The sequence below is a fragment of the Bradyrhizobium sp. LA6.8 genome, assembly GCF_040547935.1.
GTDB lineage: Bacteria > Pseudomonadota > Alphaproteobacteria > Rhizobiales > Xanthobacteraceae > Bradyrhizobium > Bradyrhizobium barranii.
The window spans coordinates 157,526-183,886 of the sequence record NZ_JBEPQQ010000004.1 but is presented as its reverse complement, the minus strand read 5'-3'; the positions used below and the strand labels follow the sequence as shown (position 1 = coordinate 183,886).

Here is a 26,361-nt window from a genome sequence, read left to right as displayed (position 1 = left end):
GCGGGCTAACTGTTGACGAGCTCGTGCAATGGATGGTGCAGGAAGCCTCACCCGGTCGTTTCTGAGATCGCTGAGGCCCCAAGCTGACCTGAAGGCGGCCGCTATCGGAGCGGTCGTGCTTCTGCGCGAGTGGGTACAGGACAAGCGCGACCAGAAGCGCGCTGCCGCCCAGAACAAGATCAGGTCCAAGACCAAAGCCAAGCCCGTCGTCGAGCGCGAGCCGCCGCCGCGCGTGGTCGCGCTGGTCGAGCGCTATGCGCCGCGCCGGATCGGGATCACCATGACCGTTCTGCTGCTGGTCGGAAGCTGCGGCTTCGGCATCGTCAGGGGCGGCCACCTCCAGGATTTCATCGCGGCAGTCAGCGACACCCGCAACGCGCTGGCCAATTCCGCGGGCTTCCGCATCACCTCTGTCGTGATCAACGGCCGCAAGCAGCTCAGCCAGGACGAGATCCTCGCGGTCGGCGGGGTCAGCGGCCGCTCCTCGCTGCTGTTCCTCGACGCCGACGTCGTGCGCGACAAGCTCAAGGCCAATCCCTGGATTGCGGATGCGACCGTGCTGAAGCTCTATCCGGGCCGGCTCATGATCGACATCACCGAGCGCCAGGCATTCGCGCTGTGGCAGGAGGCCGGCCGGCTCTCCGTCATCGCCGATGATGGTGCGGTGCTCGAGCCTTACGTCTCGCGCCGGTTCCTGTCGCTGCCGCTCGTGGTCGGCAAGGGCGCCGACACCCAGGCGCGCGATTTCCTGGCGCTGCTGGCGCGCTATCCGCAGATCAATTCGGTGACCAAGGCCGCGATCTATGTCGGCGAGCGGCGCTGGAACCTGAGGCTCAAGGATGGCCTCGACATCCGTCTGCCCGAGCAGGACGTCGGCAACGCCCTCGCGATGCTGTCCAGGCTCGACAAGGAGGACAAGCTGTTCTCCCGCGACATCGTCGCCGTCGACATGCGCCTGCCCGATCGCCTGGTGGTGCAGCTGTCCGACGACGCCGCCAAGGCGCGCGAGGACCTGTTCAAGGACAAGAAGAAAAAGAAGGCCGGGGACGCCGCATGACCGGTCTTGATCGCACCCAGACCCCGAAGACGCGCCCGATGCCGCACAAGCGCGGCGGCATCGTCGCCTGCCTCGATATCGGCACCAGCAAGATCGCCTGCATGATTGCGCGGCTGAGGCCGTCGGCGCCGAGCGAAGCCCTGCGCGACCGTACCCACGCGGTGGAGCTGATCGGTTACAGCCAGATCCAGTCGCGCGGCATGAAGGCCGGCGCGGTGATCGATCTTGCCGAATGCGAGCAGGCGGTACGCCAGGCCGTCGGGCTGGCGGAGAAGATGGCCAAGGTGCGGGTCGAGTCCGTGCTGCTGTCGGTCTCCGGCGGCCGGCTCTCCGGCCAGCTGGTCGAAGCCGCGGCCGACCTCCGCGGCGGCGCGGTGACGCCGGCCGATGTCAGCCGCGTCACCTCGACCGGCATGCGCCACGCCACCGGCGAGGGCCGCACCGTGCTGCACGCGCTGCCGGTCGGCTACACGCTCGACGGCGTCAAGGGCATCCGCGATCCGCGCGGCATGGTCGCGCATCAGTTCGGTGTCGACATGAACGTCGTCACCTGCGAGGCCACCGTTGCCCGTAACCTGATGCTGGCGGTGGAGCGCTGCCACATCAATGTCGAAGCCATGGCGGCGAGCCCCTATGTGGCCGGCCTGTCGGTGCTGACCGACGACGAGGCCGATCTCGGCGCCGCCGTCGTCGAGATGGGCGCGGGCACCACCACCATCGCGGTCTATGCCGGCGGCCGCTTCGTGCATGCGGCGGGCTTTGCGGTCGGCGGGCAACACATCACGATGGATCTCGCGCGTGGACTCTCCGCGACCATTGCCGATGCAGAGCGAATCAAGACGTTATATGGGACCGTCATCACCGGTGGATCGGACTCGCGTGAGCTGATGTCTGTACCGACAGCCGGTGACGAGCAGGATCTGCCGCAGATCGTCTCCCGCGCGACCATCGCCAACATCGTCAAGCACCGTGCCGAGGAAGTCTTCGAAATGGTTCGGGACAAGCTGAAGGATTCGCCCTTCGCCTCAGAGCCCAACGGCCGCGTCGTGCTCTCCGGCGGCGCCTCGCAGCTCACCGGACTCGTCGAACTCGGCACACAGATTCTCGGCCGGCCCGTGCGGGTCGGACGTCCGCTCGGTTTCGGCCGGCTGCCCAACGAGGCGAAGAACGCCGCGTTCGCGGTGCCGGCCGGGCTCCTCGTCTACCCGCAATATGTTCATCACGAGCATGTCGAACCGCGGCATACGCGGCAGCAGGTCAAGACAGGGACGGGCGGTTATTTTGGAAAGGTCGGACGATGGCTACGCGAGGGCTTCTGATGAACCGGTTCCGCAACCTTCGCATTTCACCAACTCCCGCGGCCGCCGGCCGGGGCGAACCCACGCGCGCGTGATCGAGAGGCAAACATGACCATCAGCATCAATGTTCCTGATATTCACGAATTGAAGCCCCGGATCACCGTGTTCGGCGTCGGCGGCGCCGGTGGCAACGCCGTCAACAACATGATCACGGCGGGCCTCCAGGGCGTCGACTTCGTGGTCGCCAACACCGACGCGCAGGCGCTGACGATGTCGAAGGCGCAGCGCATCGTGCAGATGGGCACGGCGGTCACGCAAGGCCTCGGCGCGGGTTCGCAGCCGAACGTCGGCGCGGCGGCGGCGGAAGAGGTGATCGACGAACTGCGCGACCATCTCTCGGGCGCCAACATGGTGTTCGTCACCGCCGGCATGGGCGGCGGCACCGGCACCGGCGCTGCACCCGTCATCGCCAAGACCGCGCGCGACATGGGCATCCTCACCGTCGGCGTCGTGACCAAGCCGTTCCACTTCGAGGGCGGCCGCCGCATGCGCACCGCCGAGGCCGGCATCAACGAGCTGCACAAGGTCGTCGATACGCTCCTGATCATCCCGAACCAGAACCTGTTCCGGGTCGCCAACGAGAAGACCACCTTCGCCGACGCCTTCGCGATGGCCGACCAGGTGCTTTACTCCGGCGTTGCCTGCATCACCGACCTGATGGTCAAGGAAGGTCTGATCAACCTCGACTTCGCCGACGTTCGCGCCGTCATGCGCGAGATGGGCAAGGCGATGATGGGTACGGGCGAAGCTTCCGGTGACAAGCGCGCGCTGACCGCCGCTGAAGCCGCGATCGCCAACCCGCTGATCGACGATAGCTCGATGAAGGGCGCCAAGGGCCTCCTCATCTCGATCACCGGCGGCAAGGACCTCACTTTGTTCGAGGTTGACGAAGCCGCGACCCGCATCCGCGAGGAAGTCGATCAGGACGCCAACATCATCGTCGGCGCGACCTTCGACGAAGCGCTCGACGGCCTGATCCGCGTCTCAGTCGTCGCCACCGGCATCGAGCAGGCAACGATCGCCCGCAACACCCAGGCCACCAGCGCCCCGGTCGCGAACGCGGCGCCGCAGCAGATTCAACAGGTGCAGCAGGCTCCCGCTGCTCCGGCCGCCGCTGCCGAGAGCCGTCTCGCCGATCTGACCGCGCGTCTGCGCGCCGACAATCAGCGCATGGCCGAGCGCGCCCAGAAGCTGGAAGCCCAGATCCCGGCCGCCGCCCCGACCGCGCCGCGTCCGAATGTCGAGCGCGCCGCGCTTGCCGCCATCGCGGCTGCCGTTGCCGAGGTCCCGCAGGCGCCCGCGCCGATGCAGACCTATGGCGACGTCACGGTACGCCCGATCGCGCAGAAGCCGACGCTGTTTCCGGAGCCCGACATGGCCCCGGTCGCGATGCAGGAGCCGATGACGCCGGAAACCTTCATCCCACCGCAGGCCGAGCGCGGGCCGGTCCGTGCCCCGCGGATGCCGCGTATCGACGAACTGCCGATGCCGGCCCAGGCCGAGCTTCGCCAGGCCCGCGGCGAGGCTGAAGAAGAGACCCCGCAGAAGACCCGCCTGTCGCTGCTCCAGCGCCTCGCCAATGTCGGCCTCGGCCGCCGCGACGAGGAGAGTGAGGCGCCGGTCGCAGCCCGCACCGCCGGTCCCGCGATGCCGCCGCTGCCCGATCGCCGGCCCCAGAAGAGCGTGGCGCAGCAGATCGCGGCGAGCGAGCCGGTATCAGAGTATGCCCGCCGTCCTGCGCCTCAGGGCCTGGACATGCATGGCCGCCCGGCGCCTGTTGCGCCGGCGCCACAGGGTGACGACCATCTTGATATCCCGGCCTTCCTGAGGCGTCAGGCGACCTGAGGTTTGTTACAATAAGGCTGACGAAAAAAGGTCCCGGCGGGAAGCTTGCCGGGACCTTTCCTTTGGTCCCGTGCATGCCCGGATTGCGGCACCAAACAACTGATTTTAAATCATTAATTACGCATTTGGTGGTTCAGTAAAACTGCTGATAACGGTCCCAAACTCCGGCGCAATTTGGTTAAGCCTTGGCGCGAATACGGCAGGTTTGGGGTAACAATCGGTAAAAAAGCGTGAGTTGGCGCTGTTTGAGGCTGTGACTATGGTTTGCCGTGACTTGGGGATACGGAGATTCGCAACCGTCGGCACTGGCCGGCCAAGCGGGCCTAGTATAAGTCGCAGTGGGTCGTAGTGGGGCGGATTCCTGATGAAATTTAGCCGGCAAACAACGCTTCGTGCGCAAGCCACCGTGGCCGGCGTTGGCGTTCATTCCGGGCTTCCCGTCACTCTCACGCTGGGGCCTGCGCCCGTCGATGCGGGGTTTGTTTTTGTCCGCACCGGCCTCGAGGGAAGTGACCGTGAGATTCAGGCGACCGCCGACCAGGTGATCGCGACCGACTTCGCCACCGTCCTCGGCGATCGTGACGGCCCGTTGGTTTCGACCGCCGAGCACGTGCTCGCTGCGCTGCGGGGCATGGGCGTCGACAACGCCACCATCGAGATCGACGGACCGGAAGTGCCGATCATGGACGGCAGCGCCGCGGCCTTCATTGCCGCGATCGACCAGGCCGGCATCGTCAGCCAGCCGGCACAGCGCCGCTTCATTCAGATCTTGAAGCCGATCTCGGCCAAGGTCGGTGACTCCTTCGGCGAGATCCGGCCCCACGCCAACGGATTCCGCGTTGATATCGAGATCGACTTCACCAATCCCGTCATCGGCCAGCAGAGCTACGGCTTCGACCTGAGCCCGGAGCGCTTCCGCCGCGAAGTCGGCCGTGCCCGGACTTTCGGCCTGATGTGCGACGTCGCCCGGCTCTGGAGCGCGGGTTACGCACTCGGCGCCTCCTTCGACAATACCGTCGTGTTCGACGACGAGCGGCTGCTCAACACCGAGGGCCTGCGCTACGCCGACGAATGCGCCCGCCACAAGGTGCTGGACGTGATCGGCGATCTCGCGCTGGCCGGCCTGCCGCTGCTTGGCGCCTACCGCTCGGTGCGTGGCGGTCACAAGCTCAACCACGCTGTCCTGACCGCGCTGCTCGCCGACCGTACCGCCTGGCGGGTGGTCGAGGGCGAGGCGGTCCGCCGCACCACGCGTCCCGTGGGCGAAGTCGGTCGCGGCATCGTCGGCGGCCGGATCGCCGCGGCCTACGGGCCGGACGTGTCCTGAAGGGACCTGTCGCCACTGGCGTTCTGTTGCCGCCGGCGTTTGGCGGCGGCTTTCCCCGGGAAACTCCTGGTAACGATGATCGGCTAGGATTGCGGCGCGTTCGCCTTAATCCGGGCGAAATGCCTGCCTATCCGGTTGGTTCGAGATCGTTTTTCGGTTACACGGCGTGGTCGCATGGCAGGCGCCACGGCTACATTTCGCGCCCATGACGGGGTTCATGGGCTGGCGGACACCGCATCACAGGGCGTCAGGGCTTAAATTCATGTCGGCACAGCGTATGACGCGCGGATATCTCTCGGTCTCGCCTGGAGTCCGCGGGCTGCTTCAAGCCGCCACCTTCGTGGTGCTCGCGCTGCCGCTGGCCGGCTGCGGCACCGGCGCGCTCTGGGACAAGTTCACCGCCAAGGACGACACCTTCACCGAGGAGCCCGCCGACAAGATCTATAATGAGGGCTTGTACCTCATGAACGAGAAGAAGGACATGAAGGGGGCGAACAAGAAGTTCGAAGAGGTCGACCGCCAGCATCCTTATTCCGACTGGGCCCGCAAATCGCTGCTGATGTCGGCCTATGCCTCCTACCAGGGCGGCGACTATGACGGCTGCATCGGCGCCGCGACCCGCTACGTCACGCTGCATCCCGGCAGCCCGGACGCGGCCTATGCGCAGTACCTGATCGCCGCCTCCCACTACGACCAGATCCCGGACATCAGCCGCGACCAGGCCCGCACCGAGAAGGCGATCGCCGCGCTGGAAGAGGTGAACCGCAAATATCCGAACTCGGAATATGCGACCTCGGCCAAGGCCAAGATCGAGGGTGCGCGCGACCAGCTCGCCGGCAAGGAAATGAACGTCGGCCGCTATTACATGCAGAAGCGCGACTACACGGCGGCGATCAACCGCTACAAGGCCGTCGTCACGCAGTACCAGACCACCCGCCATGTCGAGGAGGCTCTGTTCCGGCTCACCGAGGCCTATATGACGATCGGCATCGTCGCCGAGGCGCAGACCGCAGCCGCGGTGCTTGGCCACAATTTTCCTGACAGCCGCTGGTACAAGGACGCCTATAATCTTGTAAAATCCGGGGGTCTCGAGCCGAGCGAGAATCAGGGTTCCTGGATGAGCAGGGCCTTCAAGAAGATAGGCCTTTAGTCTCGGCTAGGAAATTTGATTCCATGCTGGCGCGTCTGTCGATCCGTGACATCGTCCTGATCGAGCGGCTCGATATCGAATTCGCCACCGGACTTGCGGTTTTGACCGGTGAGACCGGTGCGGGCAAATCCATCCTGCTCGATGCCTTTGCACTGGCGCTCGGCGGCCGCGGCGACGCCGGGCTCGTGCGCCATGGCGCGGAGCAGGGGCAGGTCACCGCCGTCTTCGATATCCCCAAAAATCACCCCGCGACGAGGATTCTGGCCGAGAACGGCCTGGATGATACCGGCGAGATGATTCTCCGCCGGGTGCAACTCGCCGACGGCCGCACCCGCGCCTTCATCAACGACCAGTCGATCAGCGTGCAGACGCTGAAGGCGGTCGGTGGCGCCCTGGTCGAGATCCACGGCCAGCACGACGAGCGCGCGCTGGTCGATGCTGCCACCCACCGCCGCCTGCTCGACGCCTTCGCAGGGCTCGAAAAGGACGTCACCGCGGTCGAAGCGCTCTGGGACGCGCGCCGTACGGCCAGCGCCGCGCTGGAAGAGCACCGCGCCGCCATGGAGCGCGCCGCGCGCGAGGCCGATTATCTGCGCCACGCCTCCGACGAGCTGAAGCAGCTCGCGCCCAAGGAAGGCGAGGAGACCTCGCTCGCCGGTCGCCGCACCACCATGATGCAGGGCGAGAAGATCGCCTCCGATTTGCGGGAGGCGCAGGAAGCCGTCGGCGGCAATCATTCGCCGGTCGCCTCCCTGTCGGCCGCGGTGCGCCGGCTGGAGCGGCGCGGTGTCAATTCGCCGGCGCTGGTCGAGCCTGCCGTGAAGGCGATCGACACCGCGATCAACGCGCTGGAGGAAGCCGACCAGCATCTCCTGGCCGCGCTCGCCGCGACCGACTTCGATCCGGGTGAGCTCGAGCGCATCGAGGAGCGGCTGTTCGCGCTGCGCGCCGCCTCGCGCAAATATTCGACGCCGGTCGATGGCCTCGCCGCGCTTGCCGCCAAATACGCTGCCGACGTCGTCCTGATCGATGCCGGTGCTTCGCGGTTGAAGAAGCTGGAGCAGGCGGCGATCGAGGCTGACGCGCGCTATGCCGCTGCCGCCAAGAAACTGTCGATGGCGCGGCAGAAGTCGGCGGACAAGCTCAACAAGGCGGTCAACGCCGAGCTCGCGCCGCTCAAGCTCGAACGCGCCAAGTTCATGACGCAGGTCGAGACCGATGAGGCCACGCCGGGCCCGCAAGGTTTCGACCGCGTCGAGTTCTGGGTGCAGACCAATCCCGGCACCAAGCCGGGTCCGATGATGAAGGTCGCTTCCGGCGGCGAGCTCTCGCGCTTCCTGCTGGCGCTCAAGGTCGTGCTGTCCGACCGCGGCTCGGCGCCGACGCTGGTGTTCGACGAAATCGACACCGGGGTCGGCGGTGCGGTCGCGGACGCCATCGGTGGGCGGCTCGCGCGGCTTGCCGGCAAGGTGCAGGTGATGGCCGTGACCCACGCCCCGCAGGTCGCCGCCCGTGCCGGCCAGCATCTGCTGATCTCCAAGGACGCCCTCGACAAGGGCAAGCGCGTCGCCACCCGTGTCAATGCGCTGGCCGCCGACCACCGCCGCGAGGAGATCGCCCGCATGCTCGCCGGCGCCGAGATCACGGCCGAGGCGAGGGCGGCCGCCGATCGGCTGCTCAAGGCGGCGAGTTAGACTTTGTGTCCCGGATGCGCGTAGCGCGAGCCGGGACACGGAATGCCGCCACACAGGCCCCGGCTCTGCAGCGCACGGCTCCGCGCTGCGCAGCGTCCGGGGGCACGAGACCAACCGCCTTTACCCTCCCGCCCGCTCCGTCGTATCCAAGCACCATGGCAAGAGCAGCAAAATCCAAAGCAAGGCCGCTTCGCGACGTCGCCGACCTCACCAAGGCGCAGGCCAAGGTCGAGCACATGCGGCTCGCACTCGAACTCGAAGAGCACGACAGGCGCTACTATCAAGAGGACGCGCCCACCGTGACCGACGCCGAGTACGACGCGTTGCGCCAGCGCTTCAACGCGATCGAAAAGCGCTTTCCGGATTTCGTCAGCGCGGAGTCGCCGTCCCAGAAAGTCGGCGCGGCACCGTCGGGTCGCTTCAGGAAAGTCCGGCATTCCGTTCCGATGCTGTCGCTCGACAACGCGTTTGCCGAAGAGGACGTCCGCGACTTCGTCGGCCGCATCGTGCGCTTCCTGAAGCTCGACGACGACAAGGTCGATTTCTCGGCCGAGCCGAAAATCGACGGCCTCTCGATGTCGCTGCGCTACGAGGGCGGCGAGCTCGTCACCGCGGCGACCCGCGGTGATGGCGCTGAAGGCGAGGACGTCACCGCCAACATCCGCACGCTCGAAGACGTGCCGCAGAAGCTGAAAGGCCGCAACGTCCCTGACGTCTGCGAGGTGCGCGGCGAGGTCTACATGACCAAGAAGGCGTTCCTCGCGCTCAACGAGCGGCAGAAGGCGGAAGGCAGTACCATCTTCGCCAATCCGCGCAATTCGGCCGCCGGCTCGCTCCGGCAGAAGGACCCGACCATCACCGCCTCACGCCCCCTGGGCTTCTTCGCCTATGCCTGGGGCGAGATGAGCGCGATGCCGGAGGGTACGCAGAGCGGCATGATCGGCTGGTTCGAGCGCTGCGGCTTCAAGACTAATCCGTTGACCAGGCTCTGTCATTCCGTCGAGGAGCTGCTCGCGTTCCATCAGTCGATCGAGGAGCAGCGCGCAAAACTCGATTACGACATCGACGGCGTCGTCTACAAGGTCGACCGCATCGATTGGCAGGAACGGCTCGGCTTCGTCTCACGCACGCCGCGCTGGGGCATCGCGCACAAATTCCCGGCCGAGCGCGCCGTGACGGTGCTGCGCGACATCGAGATCCAGGTCGGCCGCACCGGCTCGTTCACGCCGGTCGGCAAGCTCGAACCGGTCGGCGTCGGCGGCGTGATCGTGCAGAACGTCACCCTGCACAACGAGGACTACATCAAGGGCATCGGCAACAAGGGCGAGGTGCTGCGCGAGGGGCGCGACATCAGGATCGGCGACACCGTCGTGATCCAGCGTGCCGGCGACGTCATCCCGCAGGTGGTCGACGTCGTCCTCGACAAGCGGCCGAAGACGGCTAGGGAATTCCATTTCCCGACGAAGTGCCCGTGCCCGCTGCACACCGACGTCACGCGCGAGGAGACGGCAGCCGGCGAAGAGGGCTCGCGCGCCCGCTGCACCGGCGAGTTCGCCTGTCCCTATCAGAAGATCGAGCACCTCAAACTATTCGTGTCGCGGCGCGCCTTCGACATCGACGGTCTTGGCGAGAAGCAGCTCCAGTATTTCTTCGACGAGGGATGGGTGAAGGAGCCCGCCGACATCTTCACGCTGGAGAAGCGCAATGCGAAGCTGAAGCTCGAGGCGATCGAGGGCTACGGCGAAACGTCGGTGCGCAACCTGTTCGGCGCCATCGAGAGCCGGCGCAGAATCGCGCTGGAGCGCTTCGTCTTTGCGCTCGGGATGCGTCATGTCGGCGAGACCACGGCGCTGGCGCTCGCACGCGGCTATGGCTCGTGGGACGCTTTCCACGACGCCTGTCTCAAGGTCGCCAAGGGCGACGAGGAGGCGATGGCCGAGATGGACGCGCTGGACCAGATCGGCGGGACCGTGATCAAGAGCATCGCCGACTATTTCGGCGAGAGCCACAATCGCGGCATCGTCGAGCGGCTGACCAAGGAAGTCGAGATCATCGATGCCGAGAAGCCGAAGAGCAATTCCGCCGTCGCCGGCAAGACGGTGGTGTTCACGGGATCGCTGGAGAAGATGACGCGCGACGAGGCCAAGGCCACCGCGGAGCGTCTGGGGGCGAAGGTGTCGGGCTCGGTGTCGAAGAAGACCGACCTCGTCGTCGCCGGCCCGGGCGCGGGCTCCAAGCTCGCGGAAGCCAACAAGCACGGCGTCAAGGTGTTGACCGAGGACGAGTGGCTGACGCTGATCGGGGAGTGAGAGGGGCGCGCTCGCGCCACTCACTCCGCTGTCGTCGCCCGGCTTGACCGGGCGATCCAGTACTCCGAGACGGCTGTGATAGAACCGATGGGCCGCGGTGTACTGGATTCCCCGCTGTCGCGGGGAATGACACCGAGATTGGTGCGAGGCCAATCGCCCCTCACATCATCCCGCTCTCTTCCTCCTCCGCCTGCTCGATCAACTCCTCGCTCACCACCACCTCGCGGCGGGGGACGACGAAGATCATCATGCAGGCGCAGAGCAGGGAGATGGCCAGCACCGCCGAGGTCAGCGGTAGCGTCGTTGCGGAATGGCCGCCGAGATAGGCGCCGAATTGCGACATCAGCGCGCCGATGCCCTGTTGCAGGAAGCCCATTGCGCCTGACGCGGTGCCTGCGGCTTCAGGGCGGATACTGATGGCGCCGGCGGCGGAGTTCGCCATCACGAAGGCATTGCCGACCATCACGATCATCTGCGTGCCGAACAGCCATGCGGGTGCTTCGTTCCAGCCCGTAAAACTCCAGAGCAGGTTCAACAGGCTGCCGCAGAGTTGCAGGCCGAGGCCGAACCAGATCAGCTTCTCCAGCGAGTGTCGCGGCGCGAAGCGGACGCAGAGCAGATTGCCGACGAGATATGCAAAGCCGGTCGTGGCGAACCAGGCGCCATATTCGGCGCTGGTCCGGCCCATCTGCGTCACGACGATGTAGGGGCCGCCGCCGGCGAAGGTGAAGATGATCTGGGACGCCAGCACCTGGCACATCACGTAGCCGATGAAGGCGCGGCTCTTGATCAGGGTGCCGACGTCGCTGCGAAAGCCGCCGCTGCCGACCGCGCGATCGCGGCGGGTCTCGGGCAACGCGATCGCGATGCCGATTGCGACCGCGATCGCGGCGAAGGTGACGGCGTAGAAAATGGCCCGCCAGCCGAATGCGGTCTCGATCAGGCCGCCGGTGAGCGGTGAGACCATCTGGCCGATCATGAGCGCTGCGATTACGAGGCTGATCATGGAGGCGACGCGGTCGCGCTCGTAGATATCGCGGATGATGGCGCGGCTCACCACCATGCCGGAGGCGCCGCCGAGCGCCTGGAAGAAGCGCGCTGCGATCAGTTGCGGCAGGGTTTCGGCGAAGATGCAGGCGATGCTCGCCGCGACCATCAGCGCGAGGCCGCCAAGCAGCACCGGACGCCGGCCGAACCGGTCCGACAGCGGTCCCATGATGAGCTGCGACAGTGCGATGCCGACCATGTACAGGGACACCGTCATCTGCGCGATCGAGATGTCGCGCCCAAACGTCGTCGCCAGCACGGGCAGCGCCGGAACCAGGATGTAGAGCGAGATCGGCGCGATGCCGGTCATGACGACCAGCAGCAGCAACACCACGCGCGAGGTCGCGATGTTTTTCGTCGCCGCGTCCGGCGGCCTGCTGATCATGCCGTGCATAGTCGTCCGTCTTTCGAAGTCGAATCGACTGTAGCGTGCTCGCGCAAGACGGATATCGGCGTTTCGGAATGCGGCTATTCGGATTTTGGGACGGTTAGGATAACAGCGTGTGGAGACCGTTATCCTACGGGGCACGTGTGCTGAGATGTTGTGCGGTCGTGCCACATCTTCGGTGTCATTCCCCGCGAAGGCGGGGAATCCAGTATTCCAGAGGCCGTAGTGATTGAATCGAGAGGCTGCGGCGTACTGGATGCCCCGCCTTCGCGGGGCATGACAGCGAGTGTGAGGTGAGAGCGTTGCGCAAATCGCGTAGCGCCATGCATCTCCGGCGCGAGCTTATGCCTTCAGCTCTGCCGTCGCCTGATCGAGCCAGGCCTTCGTCGCCTCGTCCAGAGCCGGCCGCACCTCGGCGCGGACGCGCGCGTGGTAGCCATTGAGCCAGTCGAGCTCGTCCTTGCCCAGCATCGCGACGTCGACCAGGCGCCGGTCGATCGGCGCCAGGGTCAGCGTCTCGAACGCGTTCATCGATTTCTCGGCGCCCTCGATATCGGCGGCGACCACCAACTCGAGGTTCTCGATGCGGATGCCGAAGCCGTCGGTCTTGTAATAGCCGGGCTCGTTGGAGAGGATCATGCCGCGCTTCAGCGGCGTGGTGCCGAGCTTCGAGATCCGCGCCGGTCCTTCGTGCACGCTGAGATAGCTGCCGACGCCGTGGCCGGTGCCGTGCTCGAAATCGACACCGGCGGCCCAGAGATATTGCCGCGCCAGCGTGTCGAGCTGCGCGCCGGTGGTGCCGTCGGGGAACACGGCGCGCGCGATCGCGATGTGGCCGCGGAGCACGCGGGTGAAGCGGTCGCGCATCTCGCCGGTCGGCTCGCCCACGGCCATCGTGCGGGTGACGTCGGTGGTGCCGTCTTCATATTGCGCACCGGAATCGATCAGCAGCAGGTCGCCCGGCGAGATGCGCCGGTTGCTCTTGCGGGTGACGCGGTAGTGCACGATGGCGCCGTTCGGGCCGGTGCCTGATATGGTCGGGAATGAGACGTCCTTCAGCGCGCCGGTGTCGCGGCGGAACGTCTCAAGCGCTTCGACCGCGTCGATCTCGGTCAGCTTGCCGCTTGATGCCTCGCGGTCGACGAAGGCGAGGAAGCGCGCCAGCGCCACGGCATCGCGGCGGTGCGCCGTCTGTGTGCCCTTGATCTCGGTCGCGTTCTTGACGGCCTTGAGCAGTGCAATCGGATCGCTGCCGCGTACGGGCTTGCCGCCGGCGCTTGCGATCAGCCGGCTGAGCGCATCGGCCGCGGTGGCATTGTCGAGTGCGATCGCGGCGCCGCTCTTGGCGAGCGCCATCAGCATCGGTGCCATCGCATCGGGCTCGCGCACGTCGGCGGACTGCTCCAGATGGTCGCGGGTCAAATTGGAGAGTTTTCGGTGGTCGATGAACACGGTCGGCCGGCCGTCCTTCGGCACCAGCGCGTAGGACAGCGGCAGTGGCGTATGGGCGACGTCGGCGCCGCGGATGTTGAAGGTCCAGGCCACGGCGTGGCTGTCGGAGAGCACCAGCGCGTCGACGCCGAGCTTGACGATCTCGCTTTTGATTTGCGTGATCTTCTCGGCCTCGGCGACCCCGGCATTTTGCAGGCTGTGCACGGCGACAGGGGCCAGCGGCGGCTGCGGCCGGTCCTGCCAGATCGCGTCGACCGGGTTGCTGTCGACCGCGACCAGCTCGGCGCCGGCCTTGGCGCAGGCGGCGGCGAGGCGCTCGGCTGCCGAAGAAGTGTGCAGCCACGGATCAAATCCGAGGCGGTCGCCGGCTTTCAGGTGCGTCGATACCCAGCTCTCCGGCGGCGGATCGATCAGCGATTCCACCGCCCAGGCCTTTGCGTCGACCTGCTTGGCCGCCTGGATCGTGTAGCGGCCGTCGACGAAGATCGCGGCCTCATGCGTCAGCACCACCGCCAATCCTGCGGAACCGGTAAAGCCGGTCAGCCAGGCCAGCCGCTCTTCCGAGGGGGGGACATATTCGTTCTGCTGCTGGTCGGCGCGCGGAACGACGAAGCCGGTCAGCTTGCGGCGGGCGAGTTCTTCACGGAGCGCGGCCAGGCGCGCCGTCAATGCGACGCCGGCCTCGGGCTCCTCGAATGTCTGGAAGTGTGCTTCGAACATGGCTCAGTTTAGGATCATGCCGATCAGTCCGCAATGTAGACGCATTCGGGGTCGCATCTGGCACGGACCGTGCTTGAAAATGGTCCATTCGAATTGAGTGGAGTACAGGATGCAGCAGTTGCGCTTCGTCCGGATAACAGGGAAATTCGAGCGGGTGGTTCATCTCAACGGCGAGGGGACACACGATGCCAGCGTTCATGTTTGAGAAGATTTCGCCGCCGGCCCACCGCGCCCCGGCCGCAACGACACCGAAGAAGCCGCGCGGTCTCATCAGCCAGATGATCGACCGTTTCGCCGAGCGCCGCGCCAGGCGCGCCTTGCAGGGCAAGCGCGCGACGCGCCGGGACGAGAAGCCGGCGGAGTAGGGCGGTGTCGTAGGGTGGGCAAAGGCGCAGAGCGCCGTGCCCACCATGTCTCCTTGATCCCAAATAGATGTGGTGGGCACGCTTCCGCCGTCGCTCTTCGAGCTATGGCGGACAAGTCGCTTTGCCCACCCTACGACAGTTTCCTCAGCAACAAACTGCTCCACCCCTCGATCCGCACGTGCCGCAGCGGCACGAGGCCGCGTGCGCGGTAGGCGGCGATCACGGCGGGGGCCTGGTGGGTCAAGAGGCCTGAGAGGATGACGCGCGCGCCGGGCGCGAGGTGCCGCGCCATCGGGCCGGCCAATTGCCTTAACGGATTGGCAAGGATGTTGGCCAGGACCAGGTCGAACGGGCCGCATCTGGCAAAGTCCGGAGCGGCAAATCCGGTGGCGCGGATCACCCGCACCTGGTTGCCGACGTGGTTCAGTGTCGCGTTCTCTGCCGCCACCCGCACCGACGGCGGGTCGATGTCGGAGGCGAGCACCGCGCGATGCAGCGCCTTCGCCGCTGCGATGCCCAGCACGCCGGTGCCGGTGCCGAGGTCGAGCAGGTTTCTCGGCCGGGAACTCTTCAGGACGTGGTCAAGCAACAGTAAACAGCCGCGGGTGGTGCCGTGGTGGCCGGTGCCGAAGGCGAGCGCTGCCTCGATCTCGATGGCAAGCTTGTTCGGCGCGACGTGGTCGCGGTCGTGGCTGCCGTGCACGACGAAGCGGCCGGCCGGTACCGGGACGAGATCCTCGAGGCTCGCCTTGACCCAGTCCTTGGCCTCGACAATGTCGAAGACGAGCGTTTCGGCGATCTCGTTTCCTGCCGAAGTTACAATGAGTTCCCGCAGCCATGCCTGATCGGGCGCCTCGGCGAAATGGAGCGTGACGTCCCACTGTCCGTCCGGCCGCTCGAAGGCGGCGACCGCCGCATCGCCGTCGAAAAAGACCTCCGTGAGAACGTCGACGACGCGCTTGGCCGCGGCCTCGGTGCCGATCGAAAAGCAGGCGCGATGAGTGGGAGAAAGCTGCATTCTAGGGTTCCGTCAGTTCAATTTTTGAAACTTTTGTTCCCAATTTTCCGCATAACTTGCAGGTTCCGATTTAACCTGACTGCAGGTTGTATCCCGTAGATTTCCGGGTGTTGGATCCAGCCAACGCATCCTGGAATTGAAACGGAGGCGAGTCTTGAAGAGCATGGTTTTGAAGTTCTGGTCGGACGAATCCGGTGCAACCGCAATCGAATACGGCCTGATCGCAGCGGGCATCGCGCTGGCGATCATCACCGTGGTGAACAGCCTGGGCACCAGCTTGAACGACAAGTTCGGTTCGATTAGCAGTTCCTTGAAGTAATTTCCGCCTCCCATTTCCTGGCGGGGGCTGTTTTTCTTTAGAGGCTGTTACCTGACGATCGCCCGCACGGGGAGTTACCCCCGGCGGGCGAGGTCGTTTTGGGGGCACCGGAATGCCCACAGGCCTTCCACTCGTTTCCCCAAAGTTGTCCACGGCTTTATCCCGCCACTCATCCCCAGCTTTTCCACCGCCTTGTACGGGGCGCGCCGGGCCTGCCGCGCGCAGGCTGTCCACTGTTTTCTCACAGCCCTGCCAACAGCCTGTCCACAGCTCTTTCCACAGACCTATCCACGGCTTCCGAACAGCGAGCGGTGATCCCTCAAGATCGCCTGCGCGGCGTTGTGGCCGGGCGCGCCGGTGACGCCGCCGCCGGGGTGGGCGCCGGAACCGCAATGATAGAGGCCCTTTAAGGGCCCGCGATAGTCGGCATGGCCCAGCATCGGCCGCGCCGAGAACAGCTGGTTCAGCGTCAGCGCGCCGTGGAAGATGTCGCCTCCCAACAGACCGAATTGCCGTTCGAGGTCGAGCGGGGAGAGGATCTGGCGGCCAAGCACGATTGCCGCAAAGCCAGGTGCGTATTTGTCCACCGTCGCGATCATGAGATCGGCGACCTCCTCGCGATGGTCGTCCCAGGACTTTCCGTCGGGCAGTTCGGGCGCGACGTGTTGGCAGAACAGGCTCGCGACGTGTTTGCCCGCCGGTGCGAGCGTGTCGTCGAGCGTGGAGGGGATCAGCATTTCGACGACAGGCTCCCGGCTCCAGCCCAGCGCGCGCGAGTCGAGATAGGCGCGGTCCATGTAGCCGAGGCTTGGCGCCAGGATGATGCCGGAGGTGAGGTGATCGCCGTCGCCCGGGAGCGCGGTGAAGGAGGGCAGGCGGTCCAGCGCCACGTTCATGCGGAAGGTGCCGGAGCCGTTCTTCCAGTGCCGGATGCGTGCGAGGAAGTCCGGGGGCAGGGCGTCGGCCGCGATCAGCCGCGTATAGAGCAGCTTTGGATTGACGTTGGCCGCGACATATTTCGCGCGGAGGGACGTGCCGTTCTCCAGCACTACGCCCACCGCGCGGTCGCGCTCGACGATGATCTCGCGCACACCCGCATCCGTGTCGATCGTGACGCCGCGTCCCTGCGCGGTGCGCGCCATCGCCTGCGTGATCGCTCCCATGCCGCCGATGGCGTGGCCCCAGACGCCCTTCTTGCCATTCACCTCGCCGAAGGCGTGGTGCAGCATCACATAGGCCGAGCCCGCCGCGTATGGACTGGCATAATTGCCGACGATGGCATCGAAGCCGAACAGCGCCTTGACCAGATCGTGCTCGAAGCGCTCGTCCAGCATCTCGCCGGCCGAGCGGGTGAAGAGATCGAGCAGGCTGCGGCTTTGCTCCAGCGTCAACCCACGCAGGATGTTGGCGCTCTGGAACGCGTTCACGGCTTCGCGGATCGCGTTCGTGCCAAAACCGTCGAGCAGGTTCGGCGGCGCACGCAGCACGAACTGCCGCAGCACGTCGGCGATGTCTTCCAGCTCGCGCGAGAACCCGTCGAGGGCGTTGGCGTCATGCGTGCTCAGCCGTGCGACGGATTCCTTTGTCCGCCCCTCGCCGGTGAGCAGATAGCTGCCGTCGGGCGCGGGGAGGAAATTCTGCGCGCGCCGCTCGACGATCCGCAGGCCCTGTTCAGTGAGGCCCAAGTCGCGGATCACTTGCGGATTGAGCAGGCTCACCGTGTAGGCCGCGACCGAGTTGCGGAATCCGGGGTGAAACTCCTCCGTGACCGCGGCCCCGCCGACCACCTTGCGGCGCTCGACGACGCGCACGCGCAGGCCTGCCATCGCGAGATAGGCCGCGCAGGTGAGGCCGTTATGGCCAGCGCCGATGATGATGACGTCGGTTTCGGTCATGAAGGATTCAAAATGTTCCACGGTCATTCCGGGATGGTCCGAAGAACCAAGCCTGGAATGACATCTGTATATCAAGCAATCGTCGCTGCAACATCACGAGACCCTTTATTGCCCGTTCATGCGCCCTGTGCTCCATTGCGCGCGTCCGGCGCCCGCCGGGGTTTAAGCCGGAGCTTCCATGGATTCGATCGTGCAACCCGCCGCCACGGAGCAGCCGTCCTCGTCGCGCAACCGGCTGCTGCTGACGGTCTACACCGCCGCGATCTTCGTCAGCGCGCTGCTGCTGTTCTCGGTGCAGCCGCTGTTCGCCAAGATGGTGCTGCCGCGGCTCGGCGGCTCACCGGCGGTGTGGTCGGTGGCGATGGTGTTCTTCCAGTCGCTGCTGCTGGCGGGCTATGCCTATGCGCATCTCTTGATGCAGATCAGGAATCGCATCGTTCCGGTCGCGGTGCATCTGGTTTTGCTGATCGCAGCCTTCGCCACGCTGCCGCTCGGCATCGCCACCGCCTATGGCGAGCCACCGGCCTCCGGCTATGCGTTCTGGCTGCTCGGCCTGTTCGTGGTCTCGATCGGCCTGCCGTTCTTCGCGCTCGCCGCCAACAATCCGCTGCTGCAGGCCTGGTTCGTCCGCACCGGCCATCCTGCCGGACACGATCCGTATTTCCTCTATGCATCCTCCAACATCGGCAGCTTCCTCGCGCTGTTGTCCTATCCGTTCCTGCTGGAGCCGATTTTCACGCTGCACACGCAGAACCGGTTCTGGACCCTTGGCTATGGCCTTCTGATCCTCCTGATCGCCGCCTGCGGCGTGCTGCTGCTGCGCTCGCCGAAGCTGGCCGTGGTCGACGCAAAAACCGAGGATGTCAATGCGCCGGCGCCAGGTATCGTGACGCGGCTGCGCTGGATCTTCCTCGCCGCGGTGCCGTCCGGCCTGCTGATCGCCGTCACGGCGCACATCTCGACCGACGTCGCGGCGGCGCCGTTGCTCTGGGTGCTGCCGCTGTCGCTGTATCTGCTCACGTGGGTGGTGGTGTTCCAGTCGCGGCCGCTGTTGCCGCACAAATGGATGCTGATGCTCCAGCCGGTCGCGATCGCGGGCGTCATCGTCCTGCTGGCGTTCGGCGGCGAACAGAATCTGCTGCTGACCCTCGGCGGCCACCAATTGTGCTTCTTCGTCATCGCCATGGCCTGCCATGGCGAGCTGGCGCGGACACGCCCGGCCGCCAAATATCTCACGGGCTTCTATGTCGCGCTGTCGTTCGGCGGCATGGTCGGCGGCCTCTTTGCTGGCCTCGTTGCTCCATTCACCTTCTCCTGGATCGCCGAATACCCGATCCTGGTCGCGCTCGCCGCGCTGTGCCGGCCGCCGGCGAACGAGCGGCTGGCGGGCATCGTCAGATGGTACTGGCTGGCACTCGCCGTGCTCGCAGTGGCGCTCGTCGCGCCGTCTTACATGACCGGCGATCTCTCGACCTGGTTCGAGGATCATCGCGTCTGGGTCGCGGGGGCCGTCGGCGTGCTCGCGGCACTTCTGGCGCTCGCGCTCAACGCCAGCCGCTGGAAGATCTTCGCCACCGCCGCGCTCGCGCTGGCGTTGATCCGCGTCTATCCGGCGGACGAAGGCCGCGTCACGACGGTGCGCAGCTTCTTCGGCGTGCACAAGATCGTGGTGACGCCCGGCGGCTATTTCCATGTGCTGATGCACGGCACCACGATCCACGGTGCCGAGCGCTTCCGCAACAATGACGGCACGCCGGTCGTCGGCCGGCCCGAGCCGATCACCTATTACCACAAGGACGGCGGCATCGGTCAGGCCATCACCGCGATCCGCGAGCGCAAGGGCGCGCCGCTGAAGGTCGCCGCAATCGGCGTAGGATCGGGCACGCTCGCCTGCGCCGCCGAGCCCGGCGAAAGCTGGACCTTCTTCGAGATCGACCAGTCCATGGTCGACGCGGCGAGCGATCCGAAGAACTTTCGCTACATATCGAGCTGCATGCCGGGCCTGAAGCCGGTGATCGGCGATGCTCGCCTCACCTTCGCGAAAGAGCCCGACGGCGCTTATGACCTGATCATCGTCGACGCCTATTCGTCGGATGCGATTCCGATTCATCTCGCCACCGAAGAGGCGATGAATATCTACAAGGACAAGCTGGCGCCGCACGGCGCCGTGGTGATGCACGTCTCCAACCGGCACCTCGATCTCGAGACCGTCGTGGTCGGAATCGCCGATGCCAACGATCTGAAGAGCTGGGTCTTCAACGAGGATTCCGGACGCGACGGGGACTACATCTTCTCGACCGACGTCGTCATCTCCGCGCGCGAGGAGGCCGACGTCGGCCGGCTCGCCTCCTCCAAGTCATGGGAGCTGACCGAAGCCGACGACCGGGTGCGGGTCTGGACCGACGACTATTCCAATATTTTGGGCGCGTTGTACCGGCGCTTGAGGGATGGGGAGTAGAGACGCCAAAGGTACGGCACGCAGATTTACGAGAGGTCGTCATGCCCGGGCTTGTCCCGGGCATCCACGTTCTTCCGACGATGCCGCAACACGTGGATGGCCGGGACAAGCCCGGCCATGACGGCGGATAGACTTCACGGCATCACCGGCGTTCCCGCCGGCAATGCAATTCCCTTCTCGCCCGCGACTTGCCGCAGCAGGTCCGGCCTGTCCGAGATGATGCCGTCGACGCCGAGCTCGATCATGCGCGCCATGTCCTCGCGCTTGTTGACGGTCCAGACCACGATGCGCAGTCCGAGCGTGTGCGCCTCCGAGATGACCGCCTCGGTCACATCGCCGAAATAGGGCGACCAGACCGCGCCGCCCGCAGCCTTGATCGTCCGCGGCAGCGAGCCGCCGTGATCGGCCGGGCTGAAACCCGCCGTCCAGTTCGTCGCTTTGTCCAACGACACCGTCTGGCCCGAGCCGCGCTGGAGCGTCAAATACACCGTCGGAATGTTGGGCGCCTGTTGCTGGACGAGCAGCAGGGTCCGCCAGTCGAACGATTGGATCATCGCGCGATCGGAAAATCCCTCGGCCTCGATCAGCCCGAGCAGCTTTGCGACAAAGCCTCGCGGATCGAGCGACTCGTCCGGATGGTTTGGATCGATCTTGGTCTCGATATTGAAACGCACGCGCGTGTTGCCGGCCTTGCGCACCAGCGCGAACAGCTCGCCCAGGGTAGGAATGCGTGTCCCCGGCACGACCCGCTGGTCGGGGAATTGCTTCGCGTAAGAACTGTCGGGCCGGATCTGGCCGACGTCATAGGTCCTGACGTCGGCCAACCGCAGCTTCACGAACGGTGTACCGGGCGCGGCGACATAGGCGCCGCCTGCATCGCGCGCGAGGTCGGGATTGAGCCCGCGTTCATGCGACACGACGACCTCGCCATCCGCGGTCACGCCGGCGTCGAGCTCCAGCGTGTCCACGCCCATCGACAGCGCGTTGGCGAAGGCCGGCAGGGTGTTTTCCGGCAACAGCGCGCGCCCGCCGCGATGCGCTTCGAGATCAAAGGCCATGGCTTGTCCCGCAGTGAGAACCGAGAGCACGATCAGGATTGTCGCGGTACGTGACGGCATCAAGGTTCGCAGCCCAGGTGAAAGGAGGAGCTTATGAAATCTTCGCCCGGTTCGTCCAGCTTCGCGGTCGACAGGCGCTTGACGGCGGCCGGGGAAGGCGGAAACTGGCTCTCAAAAAAGGGAGCCATTCATATGCGGCTTATCTTCATCGCAACGATGGCGATTCTCATGGTCGGACAGGCGCTAGCCAAGGATGTGCTCTCGGGTGCGAGCCTCTACGAAGACGTGGCGCGCTATGCATCCTTCGGTCTGCACCGCTTCGGCTCGGCGGGCGATCGCGCGACGGCCGACTGGATTGCCGGCGAGATGAAGCAGGCGGGTTTCGAAATCAGCTTCCAGCCCGTCGTGCTCGGGCGGCAATATGTCGTCGAGCGGGCCAGCGCTGAAGCTGCCGGCATCTCTGTCGAGGCGACGCCATTCTGGTGGCCGCCGGAGGACAAGGCCAGCTTCCATCTCGCCGCGCCGCTCGCGCGCGATGGCGATGTCACCGGCAAGATCCTTCTGCTCGATCTGCCGTTCGATCGCGGCGCCTATCTGGGGCCGACCCATCGTACGGCGATCGCGGAAGCCGCGGCAAGGAAGCCGGCGGCCATGCTGCTGATGATCGGCAACCCCGCCGACGACCGCTTCGCCTATAACGTCACGCAGGAGGATGCGCCCTGGCCGGTGCCGGTGATCGTGGTCGGCGCGGCGTCGCGAGCGGTGTTCGAGCGCGCGCTCGCCTCAAGCGCGCCTGTCACCTTCGACGTCAAGGGCCATTACGAGCGCGATGTTGTCGGCCGCAACGTCATCGCCGAGATCGGGGCCGGCCGTGGCCCGGTCATCGTCGTCTCCACGCCGATGACCGGCTGGTACTCGTGCGTCTGCGAGCGCGGCCCCGGCGTCGCCAACTTTCTCGCGCTGGCGCGCACCGTCGCCGCCGAGAAATGGCCGGCGCATTTTGTTTTCATCGCCACCGCCGGCCACGAGATCGGCCATGGCGGCATGGAGCTGTTTTTGAAGCACGGAGCGCCGGCACCGAAGGACACGCTGGCGTGGATTCACTTCGGCTCGTCGAACGCCTGCTATGCCTTCGCGGAAGGCGCCCGCACCGATCGGCCCGAGCAAGAGCGCTATCTCGTGCTGAGCAAATCCGCCGTCGCGCTGACCGACGAGGCTTTTGCAAAAGTCGAGGCCAAGCGTCTGGTGACGGAGAAGCAGGCGGTCGGTGAGCTGCGCGATGTGCATGCGGCGGGCTACGCCAATTTCCTCGGCATGGCTGGGCGCCATCGGACGTTTCATACGCCGTCGGATGATCTCGCCGCGACCGGGCCCGAGATCCTCGAGCCGGTCGCGCGTACCTTCGTCGATGCTGCGCGAAAGATCGTCGAACGCGGCAACGCTGCGTTCCGGTAGCGTCAGTTCTGATAGTAACCGCGCGGCTGATAATATTGCCGGGGCTGTGGCTGATAGTAGCCCTGCTGGCCGTAGCCTTGATTGTAGTATTGCTGCGGCTGCTGCTGTTGATAGACCTGTGCGTCATACAGCGGGCGGCTGGCCGAGCGCGGCGCGGGATAGCGCGTGCCGGTGTCGCTGCCGTCGGCCGGATAGATGTAATTGTCGTCCTGCGGCATGTAGCGGCGGGCAGGCTGCGCCGGCGGTGCGAGATTCACGGGATCGCCTGAAGTGGCGTACTGCTCTTCGGCCGGCTGCGGCGCGCGAGCCACTGCTGTGGGGTTGCGGCCGCGCGGGTTGCGGGCCAGAGCCACCTGGGCCGAGCCGGTCAGCGTCACCGTGGTGTTGAGCACGCCCTGCTGCTGCACCAGCGCATAGAGCGTCGAGGCATTCTGGCGCGACAGTCGCACGCAGCCGTGCGACGCCGGCGAGCCGAGGCGGCTGACCGAGTCGGTGCCGTGGATGGCGTGCCCGACCTTGGTGAAGAAGATCGCGTGCGGCATCGGCGCGTCGTCGAATTCCTTGGAGTAGTGATCCTCTTCCATGCGGAAGGCGCGGAAGGCGCCGCCCGGCGTTTCGCGCGAGGGGATGCCGGTTGACACCGGCCAGTGATAGCGCGCGACGCCGTCGACGGCGACGGTCATCTGCTGATTGTCCTTGTCGACGGTGATCTCGACCTTGGCTTGCGCGGCGCCCGCGCTCAAAAACATCAATGAGGAAAAAGCGATGAAAAAGGAACGCATCAGGAAACGCATTTGAGTTCTGGCCTCCGGCCTGTTCACGCTAGGCGCCGCGGCTCTCCGTCCCCCGGCGTGCAATATGCCTGCAATCCGGCTTTCGTTCCAGCGGGCTGCCCCTCCATCGTTAACGCGATGCCGGGCGTAAGCAAGGCCGCTTTGTGCCGCGTGGCTGGCGGCGGCGCTGACATTTTCGCGAGCGTGCCGAGCAGTCACAACGCCGACAATTCGTCACAAAGGCGCAACCATTCGGCCGCTTCAGGCGTTGATTGTGGCTGCCCTCGACGGGCGGCTTCCGCTGCCCTTTCCCCTTTAATTCCCTTGGGACCGAAGATGAACAAAGCCCGTATCGCCGCCGCGCAATTGCCGGCCGGTTTGCCCGTCCGCCTGCTGTTCGCAGCCGCCGCCATCCTGCTCGCGCTGTTGTCGCTGCCGCAAGCCGGCCACGCTCAGGGCATCGTGCGCGGCGCCCAGGAAGGCTCCTATGAAGGCAACCGGATCGCCGGGCCTGTTGGTGGCGTCGTTGGCGGCGCGGTCGGCGCCGGTGTCGGAGGGGCCGTGGGTGCGGTGGAGGGCGTGTTCGGCATTCCGCATCACCGCCATTACCGCTGCCGCGGCTACTATGACGGCTACCATCGCTTCCACTGCTACAGGTGAGGTAGCGCCGTAGCCCGGATGGAGCGAAGCGCAATCCGGGGCCGCTGGTGCGTGAGGTGACGCTTGTCCCGGATTTCGCTGCGCTCCATCCGGGCTACGGATCTGCGGTCAATTCTTCAGCCGATATCCGGTGCGGAAAATCCACCAGATCACGGCGAGGCAGATCACCAGGAACGCCGTCGTCATGCAGATGCTGACGGACACGCTGACATCCGCAATCTCGTAGAAGCTCCAGCGGAAGCCCGAGATCAGATAGACGACCGGGTTCAGCAGCGCCACGGTGCGCCAGCCTGCCGGCAGCATGTCGATGGAATAGAAGCTGCCGCCGAGGAAGGTCAGCGGCGTCACCACCAGCATCGGGATCATCTGGAGCTTTTCGAAGCCGTCGGCCCAGATGCCGATGATGAAGCCGAACAGGCTGAACGTCACCGCCGTCAGCACCAGGAAGGTCAGCATCCAGACCGGATGATGGATGTGCAGCGGCACGAACAGGCCGGCAGTGGCGAGAATGATCAGGCCGAGAATGATCGACTTCGTCGCGGCGGCGCCGACATAGCCGAGCACGATCTCGCCATAGGAAATTGGCGCTGACAGGATTTCGTAGATCGTGCCGGTGAATTTCGGAAAGTAGATGCCGAAGGAAGCGTTGGCGATGCTCTGTGTCAGCACCGAGAGCATGATCAGGCCCGGCACGATGAAGGTGCCGTAGCTGACGCCCTCGACCTGGCTGATGCGCGAGCCGATCGCGGCACCGAACACCACGAAATAGAGCGAGGTCGAGACGACAGGCGAGACGATGCTTTGCAGCAGCGTACGCCAGGTGCGCGCCATTTCGAACAGATAGATGGCGCGGATGGCGCGATGATTCATGACGTCCTCACGAGGTCGACGAAGATGTCCTCGAGCGACGATTGCGTCGTGTCGAGATCGTTGAAGCGGATGCCGGCGTTGCGGAGGTCGCTGAGCAGGCTGGTGATGCCGGTGCGCTCGCCCTTGGTGTCGTAGTCGTAGACGAGCGTCGCGCCGCCGTCGCAGACGTCGAGCTCGTAATGGCTGAGGCTGTCCGGCAGCGTCGTGACCTTGCCCTGCAGATGCAGCGTCAACCGCTTCTTGCCGAGCTTCTCCATCAACGTCGCCTTGTCCTCGACCAGCACGATCTCGCCCTTGTTGATGACGCCGATGCGGTCGGCCATCTCCTCGGCTTCCTCGATGTAGTGCGTGGTCAGGATGATGGTGACGCCGGATTGCTGCAGCGTGCGTACTACTTCCCACATGCCCTTGCGCAGCTCGACGTCGACGCCGGCGGTCGGCTCGTCCAGGAACAGGATCTGCGGCTCGTGCGACAGCGCCTTCGCGATCATCACGCGGCGCTTCATGCCGCCGGAGAGCGTGATGATCTTGTTGTCCTTCTTGTCCCAGAGCGAGAGGTCCTTCAGCACCTTCTCGATATGGGCGGGGTTCTTCGGCTTGCCGAACAGGCCGCGGGAGAAGCTCACCGTCGCCCACACGCTCTCGAAGGCGTCGGTGTGCAATTCCTGGGGCACGAGGCCGATCAGCGAGCGGGCCTTGCGGTACGAGGTCTGGATGTTCTCGCCGCCGACGAGGACCGTGCCTTCGCTTGGGTTGGCGATGCCGCAGATGATCGAGATCAGCGTGGTCTTGCCGGCGCCGTTGGGGCCGAGCAGCGCAAAAATCTCGCCGCGCTTGATGTCGAGATTGACGTTCTTGAGCGCCTTGAAGCCGGACCCATAGGTCTTCGACAAATTGGCGACGGAAATGATGGAGGACATGATGGCCGCAGGGCTGAAAGGTAAAGACTGGGGAGGGGAGGCTGGAACCGTCCGGGAGGAGGTCAGCGGAGCCCTGAAATAGGAATGCACTTGCCCGGCCGCAATTGGCCGGAGAAAAATGGTCTCAAAACAGCCCCTTCGGTGGCAGGTTCCGGGCAAGTGTTGCGGGATGGTCACGGCTTGTGGCTAAGATTGCCGCTCACGCGCCTCTTTGTTGCGTCTG

The 26,361-nt window shown here is 65.6% G+C and carries 20 protein-coding genes; 12 read left to right on the top strand and 8 right to left on the bottom strand.

Annotated features, from left to right (window positions below):
- Nucleotides 1–28 precede the first annotated feature (28 nt).
- From ABIA90_RS21030 to ligA, 7 genes are all read left to right on the top strand, one after another.
- A complete protein-coding gene (locus ABIA90_RS21030) occupies nucleotides 29–1,057 on the top strand; it encodes a cell division protein FtsQ/DivIB (protein ID WP_354119526.1) in 1,029 nt (342 codons plus the stop codon).
- Complete coding sequence (gene ftsA, locus ABIA90_RS21025; RefSeq protein ID WP_354119527.1) at nucleotides 1,054–2,376, top strand: cell division protein FtsA; 1,323 nt, start codon at nucleotides 1,054–1,056, stop codon at nucleotides 2,374–2,376. The genes ABIA90_RS21030 and ftsA overlap by 4 nt, the downstream gene beginning before the upstream one ends.
- Nucleotides 2,377–2,463: 87 nt before the next feature.
- Nucleotides 2,464–4,260, top strand: a complete 1,797-nt coding sequence (gene ftsZ / locus ABIA90_RS21020; protein ID WP_247304066.1) for a cell division protein FtsZ — start codon at nucleotides 2,464–2,466, stop codon at nucleotides 4,258–4,260.
- A gap of 364 nt (nucleotides 4,261–4,624) precedes the next feature.
- Nucleotides 4,625–5,587 (top strand): UDP-3-O-acyl-N-acetylglucosamine deacetylase, encoded by a 963-nt coding sequence (gene lpxC / locus ABIA90_RS21015; RefSeq protein ID WP_208088185.1) that lies wholly within the window; start codon nucleotides 4,625–4,627, stop codon nucleotides 5,585–5,587.
- Between the two features lie 262 nt (nucleotides 5,588–5,849).
- Nucleotides 5,850–6,737, top strand: a complete 888-nt coding sequence (locus tag ABIA90_RS21010) for an outer membrane protein assembly factor BamD (RefSeq protein ID WP_028147628.1) — start codon at nucleotides 5,850–5,852, stop codon at nucleotides 6,735–6,737.
- A gap of 23 nt (nucleotides 6,738–6,760) precedes the next feature.
- The gene (gene recN / locus ABIA90_RS21005; protein WP_354119528.1) at nucleotides 6,761–8,431 is read left to right on the top strand and encodes a DNA repair protein RecN; all 1,671 of its coding nucleotides are present in this window, start codon (nucleotides 6,761–6,763) and stop codon (nucleotides 8,429–8,431) included.
- A 155-nt stretch (nucleotides 8,432–8,586) separates the two neighbouring features.
- On the top strand, nucleotides 8,587–10,740 hold the full coding sequence (gene ligA / locus ABIA90_RS21000) for an NAD-dependent DNA ligase LigA (protein WP_354119529.1): 2,154 nt from the start codon (nucleotides 8,587–8,589) through the stop codon (nucleotides 10,738–10,740).
- A gap of 160 nt (nucleotides 10,741–10,900) precedes the next feature.
- Here ligA and ABIA90_RS20995 read toward each other — a convergent pair whose 3' ends face one another.
- Both ABIA90_RS20995 and ABIA90_RS20990 read right to left on the bottom strand, forming a co-directional pair.
- Nucleotides 10,901–12,181, bottom strand: coding sequence for a multidrug effflux MFS transporter (locus ABIA90_RS20995; protein WP_354119530.1), 1,281 nt, complete (start codon nucleotides 12,179–12,181; stop codon nucleotides 10,901–10,903).
- Between the two features lie 336 nt (nucleotides 12,182–12,517).
- Nucleotides 12,518–14,347, bottom strand: a complete 1,830-nt coding sequence (locus ABIA90_RS20990) for an aminopeptidase P family protein (protein WP_354119531.1) — start codon at nucleotides 14,345–14,347, stop codon at nucleotides 12,518–12,520.
- A 185-nt stretch (nucleotides 14,348–14,532) separates the two neighbouring features.
- Here ABIA90_RS20990 and ABIA90_RS20985 point away from each other — a divergent pair, with 185 nt between their 5' ends.
- Nucleotides 14,533–14,712 carry a hypothetical protein gene (locus tag ABIA90_RS20985; protein WP_028147633.1) on the top strand — a complete coding sequence of 60 codons (180 nt, stop codon included), beginning with the start codon at nucleotides 14,533–14,535 and terminating at the stop codon, nucleotides 14,710–14,712.
- Nucleotides 14,713–14,842: 130 nt separating this feature from the next.
- On the opposite strand, the gene ABIA90_RS20980 is transcribed toward ABIA90_RS20985, so the two are convergent.
- Nucleotides 14,843–15,730: a 50S ribosomal protein L11 methyltransferase gene (locus ABIA90_RS20980; protein ID WP_354119532.1), complete on the bottom strand. Its 888-nt coding sequence runs from the start codon at nucleotides 15,728–15,730 to the stop codon at nucleotides 14,843–14,845.
- Between the two features lie 163 nt (nucleotides 15,731–15,893).
- On the opposite strand from ABIA90_RS20980, the gene ABIA90_RS20975 reads away from it, so the two are divergent.
- Nucleotides 15,894–16,049, top strand: a complete 156-nt coding sequence (locus tag ABIA90_RS20975; RefSeq protein WP_094183922.1) for a Flp family type IVb pilin — start codon at nucleotides 15,894–15,896, stop codon at nucleotides 16,047–16,049.
- 284 nt (nucleotides 16,050–16,333) lie between these two features.
- Here ABIA90_RS20975 and ABIA90_RS20970 read toward each other — a convergent pair whose 3' ends face one another.
- Entirely contained in the window at nucleotides 16,334–17,944 is a 1,611-nt protein-coding gene (locus ABIA90_RS20970) for a phytoene desaturase family protein (protein WP_354119533.1), read from the bottom strand.
- 178 nt (nucleotides 17,945–18,122) lie between these two features.
- Here ABIA90_RS20970 and ABIA90_RS20965 point away from each other — a divergent pair, with 178 nt between their 5' ends.
- A complete protein-coding gene (locus tag ABIA90_RS20965) occupies nucleotides 18,123–20,402 on the top strand; it encodes a fused MFS/spermidine synthase (RefSeq protein WP_354119534.1) in 2,280 nt (759 codons plus the stop codon).
- Between the two features lie 134 nt (nucleotides 20,403–20,536).
- Here ABIA90_RS20965 and ABIA90_RS20960 read toward each other — a convergent pair whose 3' ends face one another.
- Nucleotides 20,537–21,520 (bottom strand): glycerophosphodiester phosphodiesterase, encoded by a 984-nt coding sequence (locus ABIA90_RS20960; protein WP_354119535.1) that lies wholly within the window; start codon nucleotides 21,518–21,520, stop codon nucleotides 20,537–20,539.
- A 132-nt stretch (nucleotides 21,521–21,652) separates the two neighbouring features.
- Between ABIA90_RS20960 and ABIA90_RS20955 the strand changes: the two genes are divergently transcribed.
- On the top strand, nucleotides 21,653–22,915 hold the full coding sequence (locus tag ABIA90_RS20955; protein WP_354119536.1) for a hypothetical protein: 1,263 nt from the start codon (nucleotides 21,653–21,655) through the stop codon (nucleotides 22,913–22,915).
- A 2-nt stretch (nucleotides 22,916–22,917) separates the two neighbouring features.
- On the opposite strand, the gene ABIA90_RS20950 is transcribed toward ABIA90_RS20955, so the two are convergent.
- The gene (locus tag ABIA90_RS20950; protein WP_049807481.1) at nucleotides 22,918–23,697 is read right to left on the bottom strand and encodes a L,D-transpeptidase; all 780 of its coding nucleotides are present in this window, start codon (nucleotides 23,695–23,697) and stop codon (nucleotides 22,918–22,920) included.
- 327 nt (nucleotides 23,698–24,024) lie between these two features.
- Between ABIA90_RS20950 and ABIA90_RS20945 the strand changes: the two genes are divergently transcribed.
- Complete coding sequence (locus ABIA90_RS20945) at nucleotides 24,025–24,348, top strand: hypothetical protein (RefSeq protein WP_282520541.1); 324 nt, start codon at nucleotides 24,025–24,027, stop codon at nucleotides 24,346–24,348.
- Between the two features lie 108 nt (nucleotides 24,349–24,456).
- Here ABIA90_RS20945 and ABIA90_RS20940 read toward each other — a convergent pair whose 3' ends face one another.
- Both ABIA90_RS20940 and ABIA90_RS20935 read right to left on the bottom strand, forming a co-directional pair.
- Nucleotides 24,457–25,218: an ABC transporter permease gene (locus ABIA90_RS20940; RefSeq protein WP_028147642.1), complete on the bottom strand. Its 762-nt coding sequence runs from the start codon at nucleotides 25,216–25,218 to the stop codon at nucleotides 24,457–24,459.
- Complete coding sequence (locus ABIA90_RS20935) at nucleotides 25,215–26,138, bottom strand: ABC transporter ATP-binding protein (protein WP_028147643.1); 924 nt, start codon at nucleotides 26,136–26,138, stop codon at nucleotides 25,215–25,217. The genes ABIA90_RS20940 and ABIA90_RS20935 overlap by 4 nt, the downstream gene beginning before the upstream one ends.
- Between the last annotated feature and the right edge of the window lie 223 nt (nucleotides 26,139–26,361).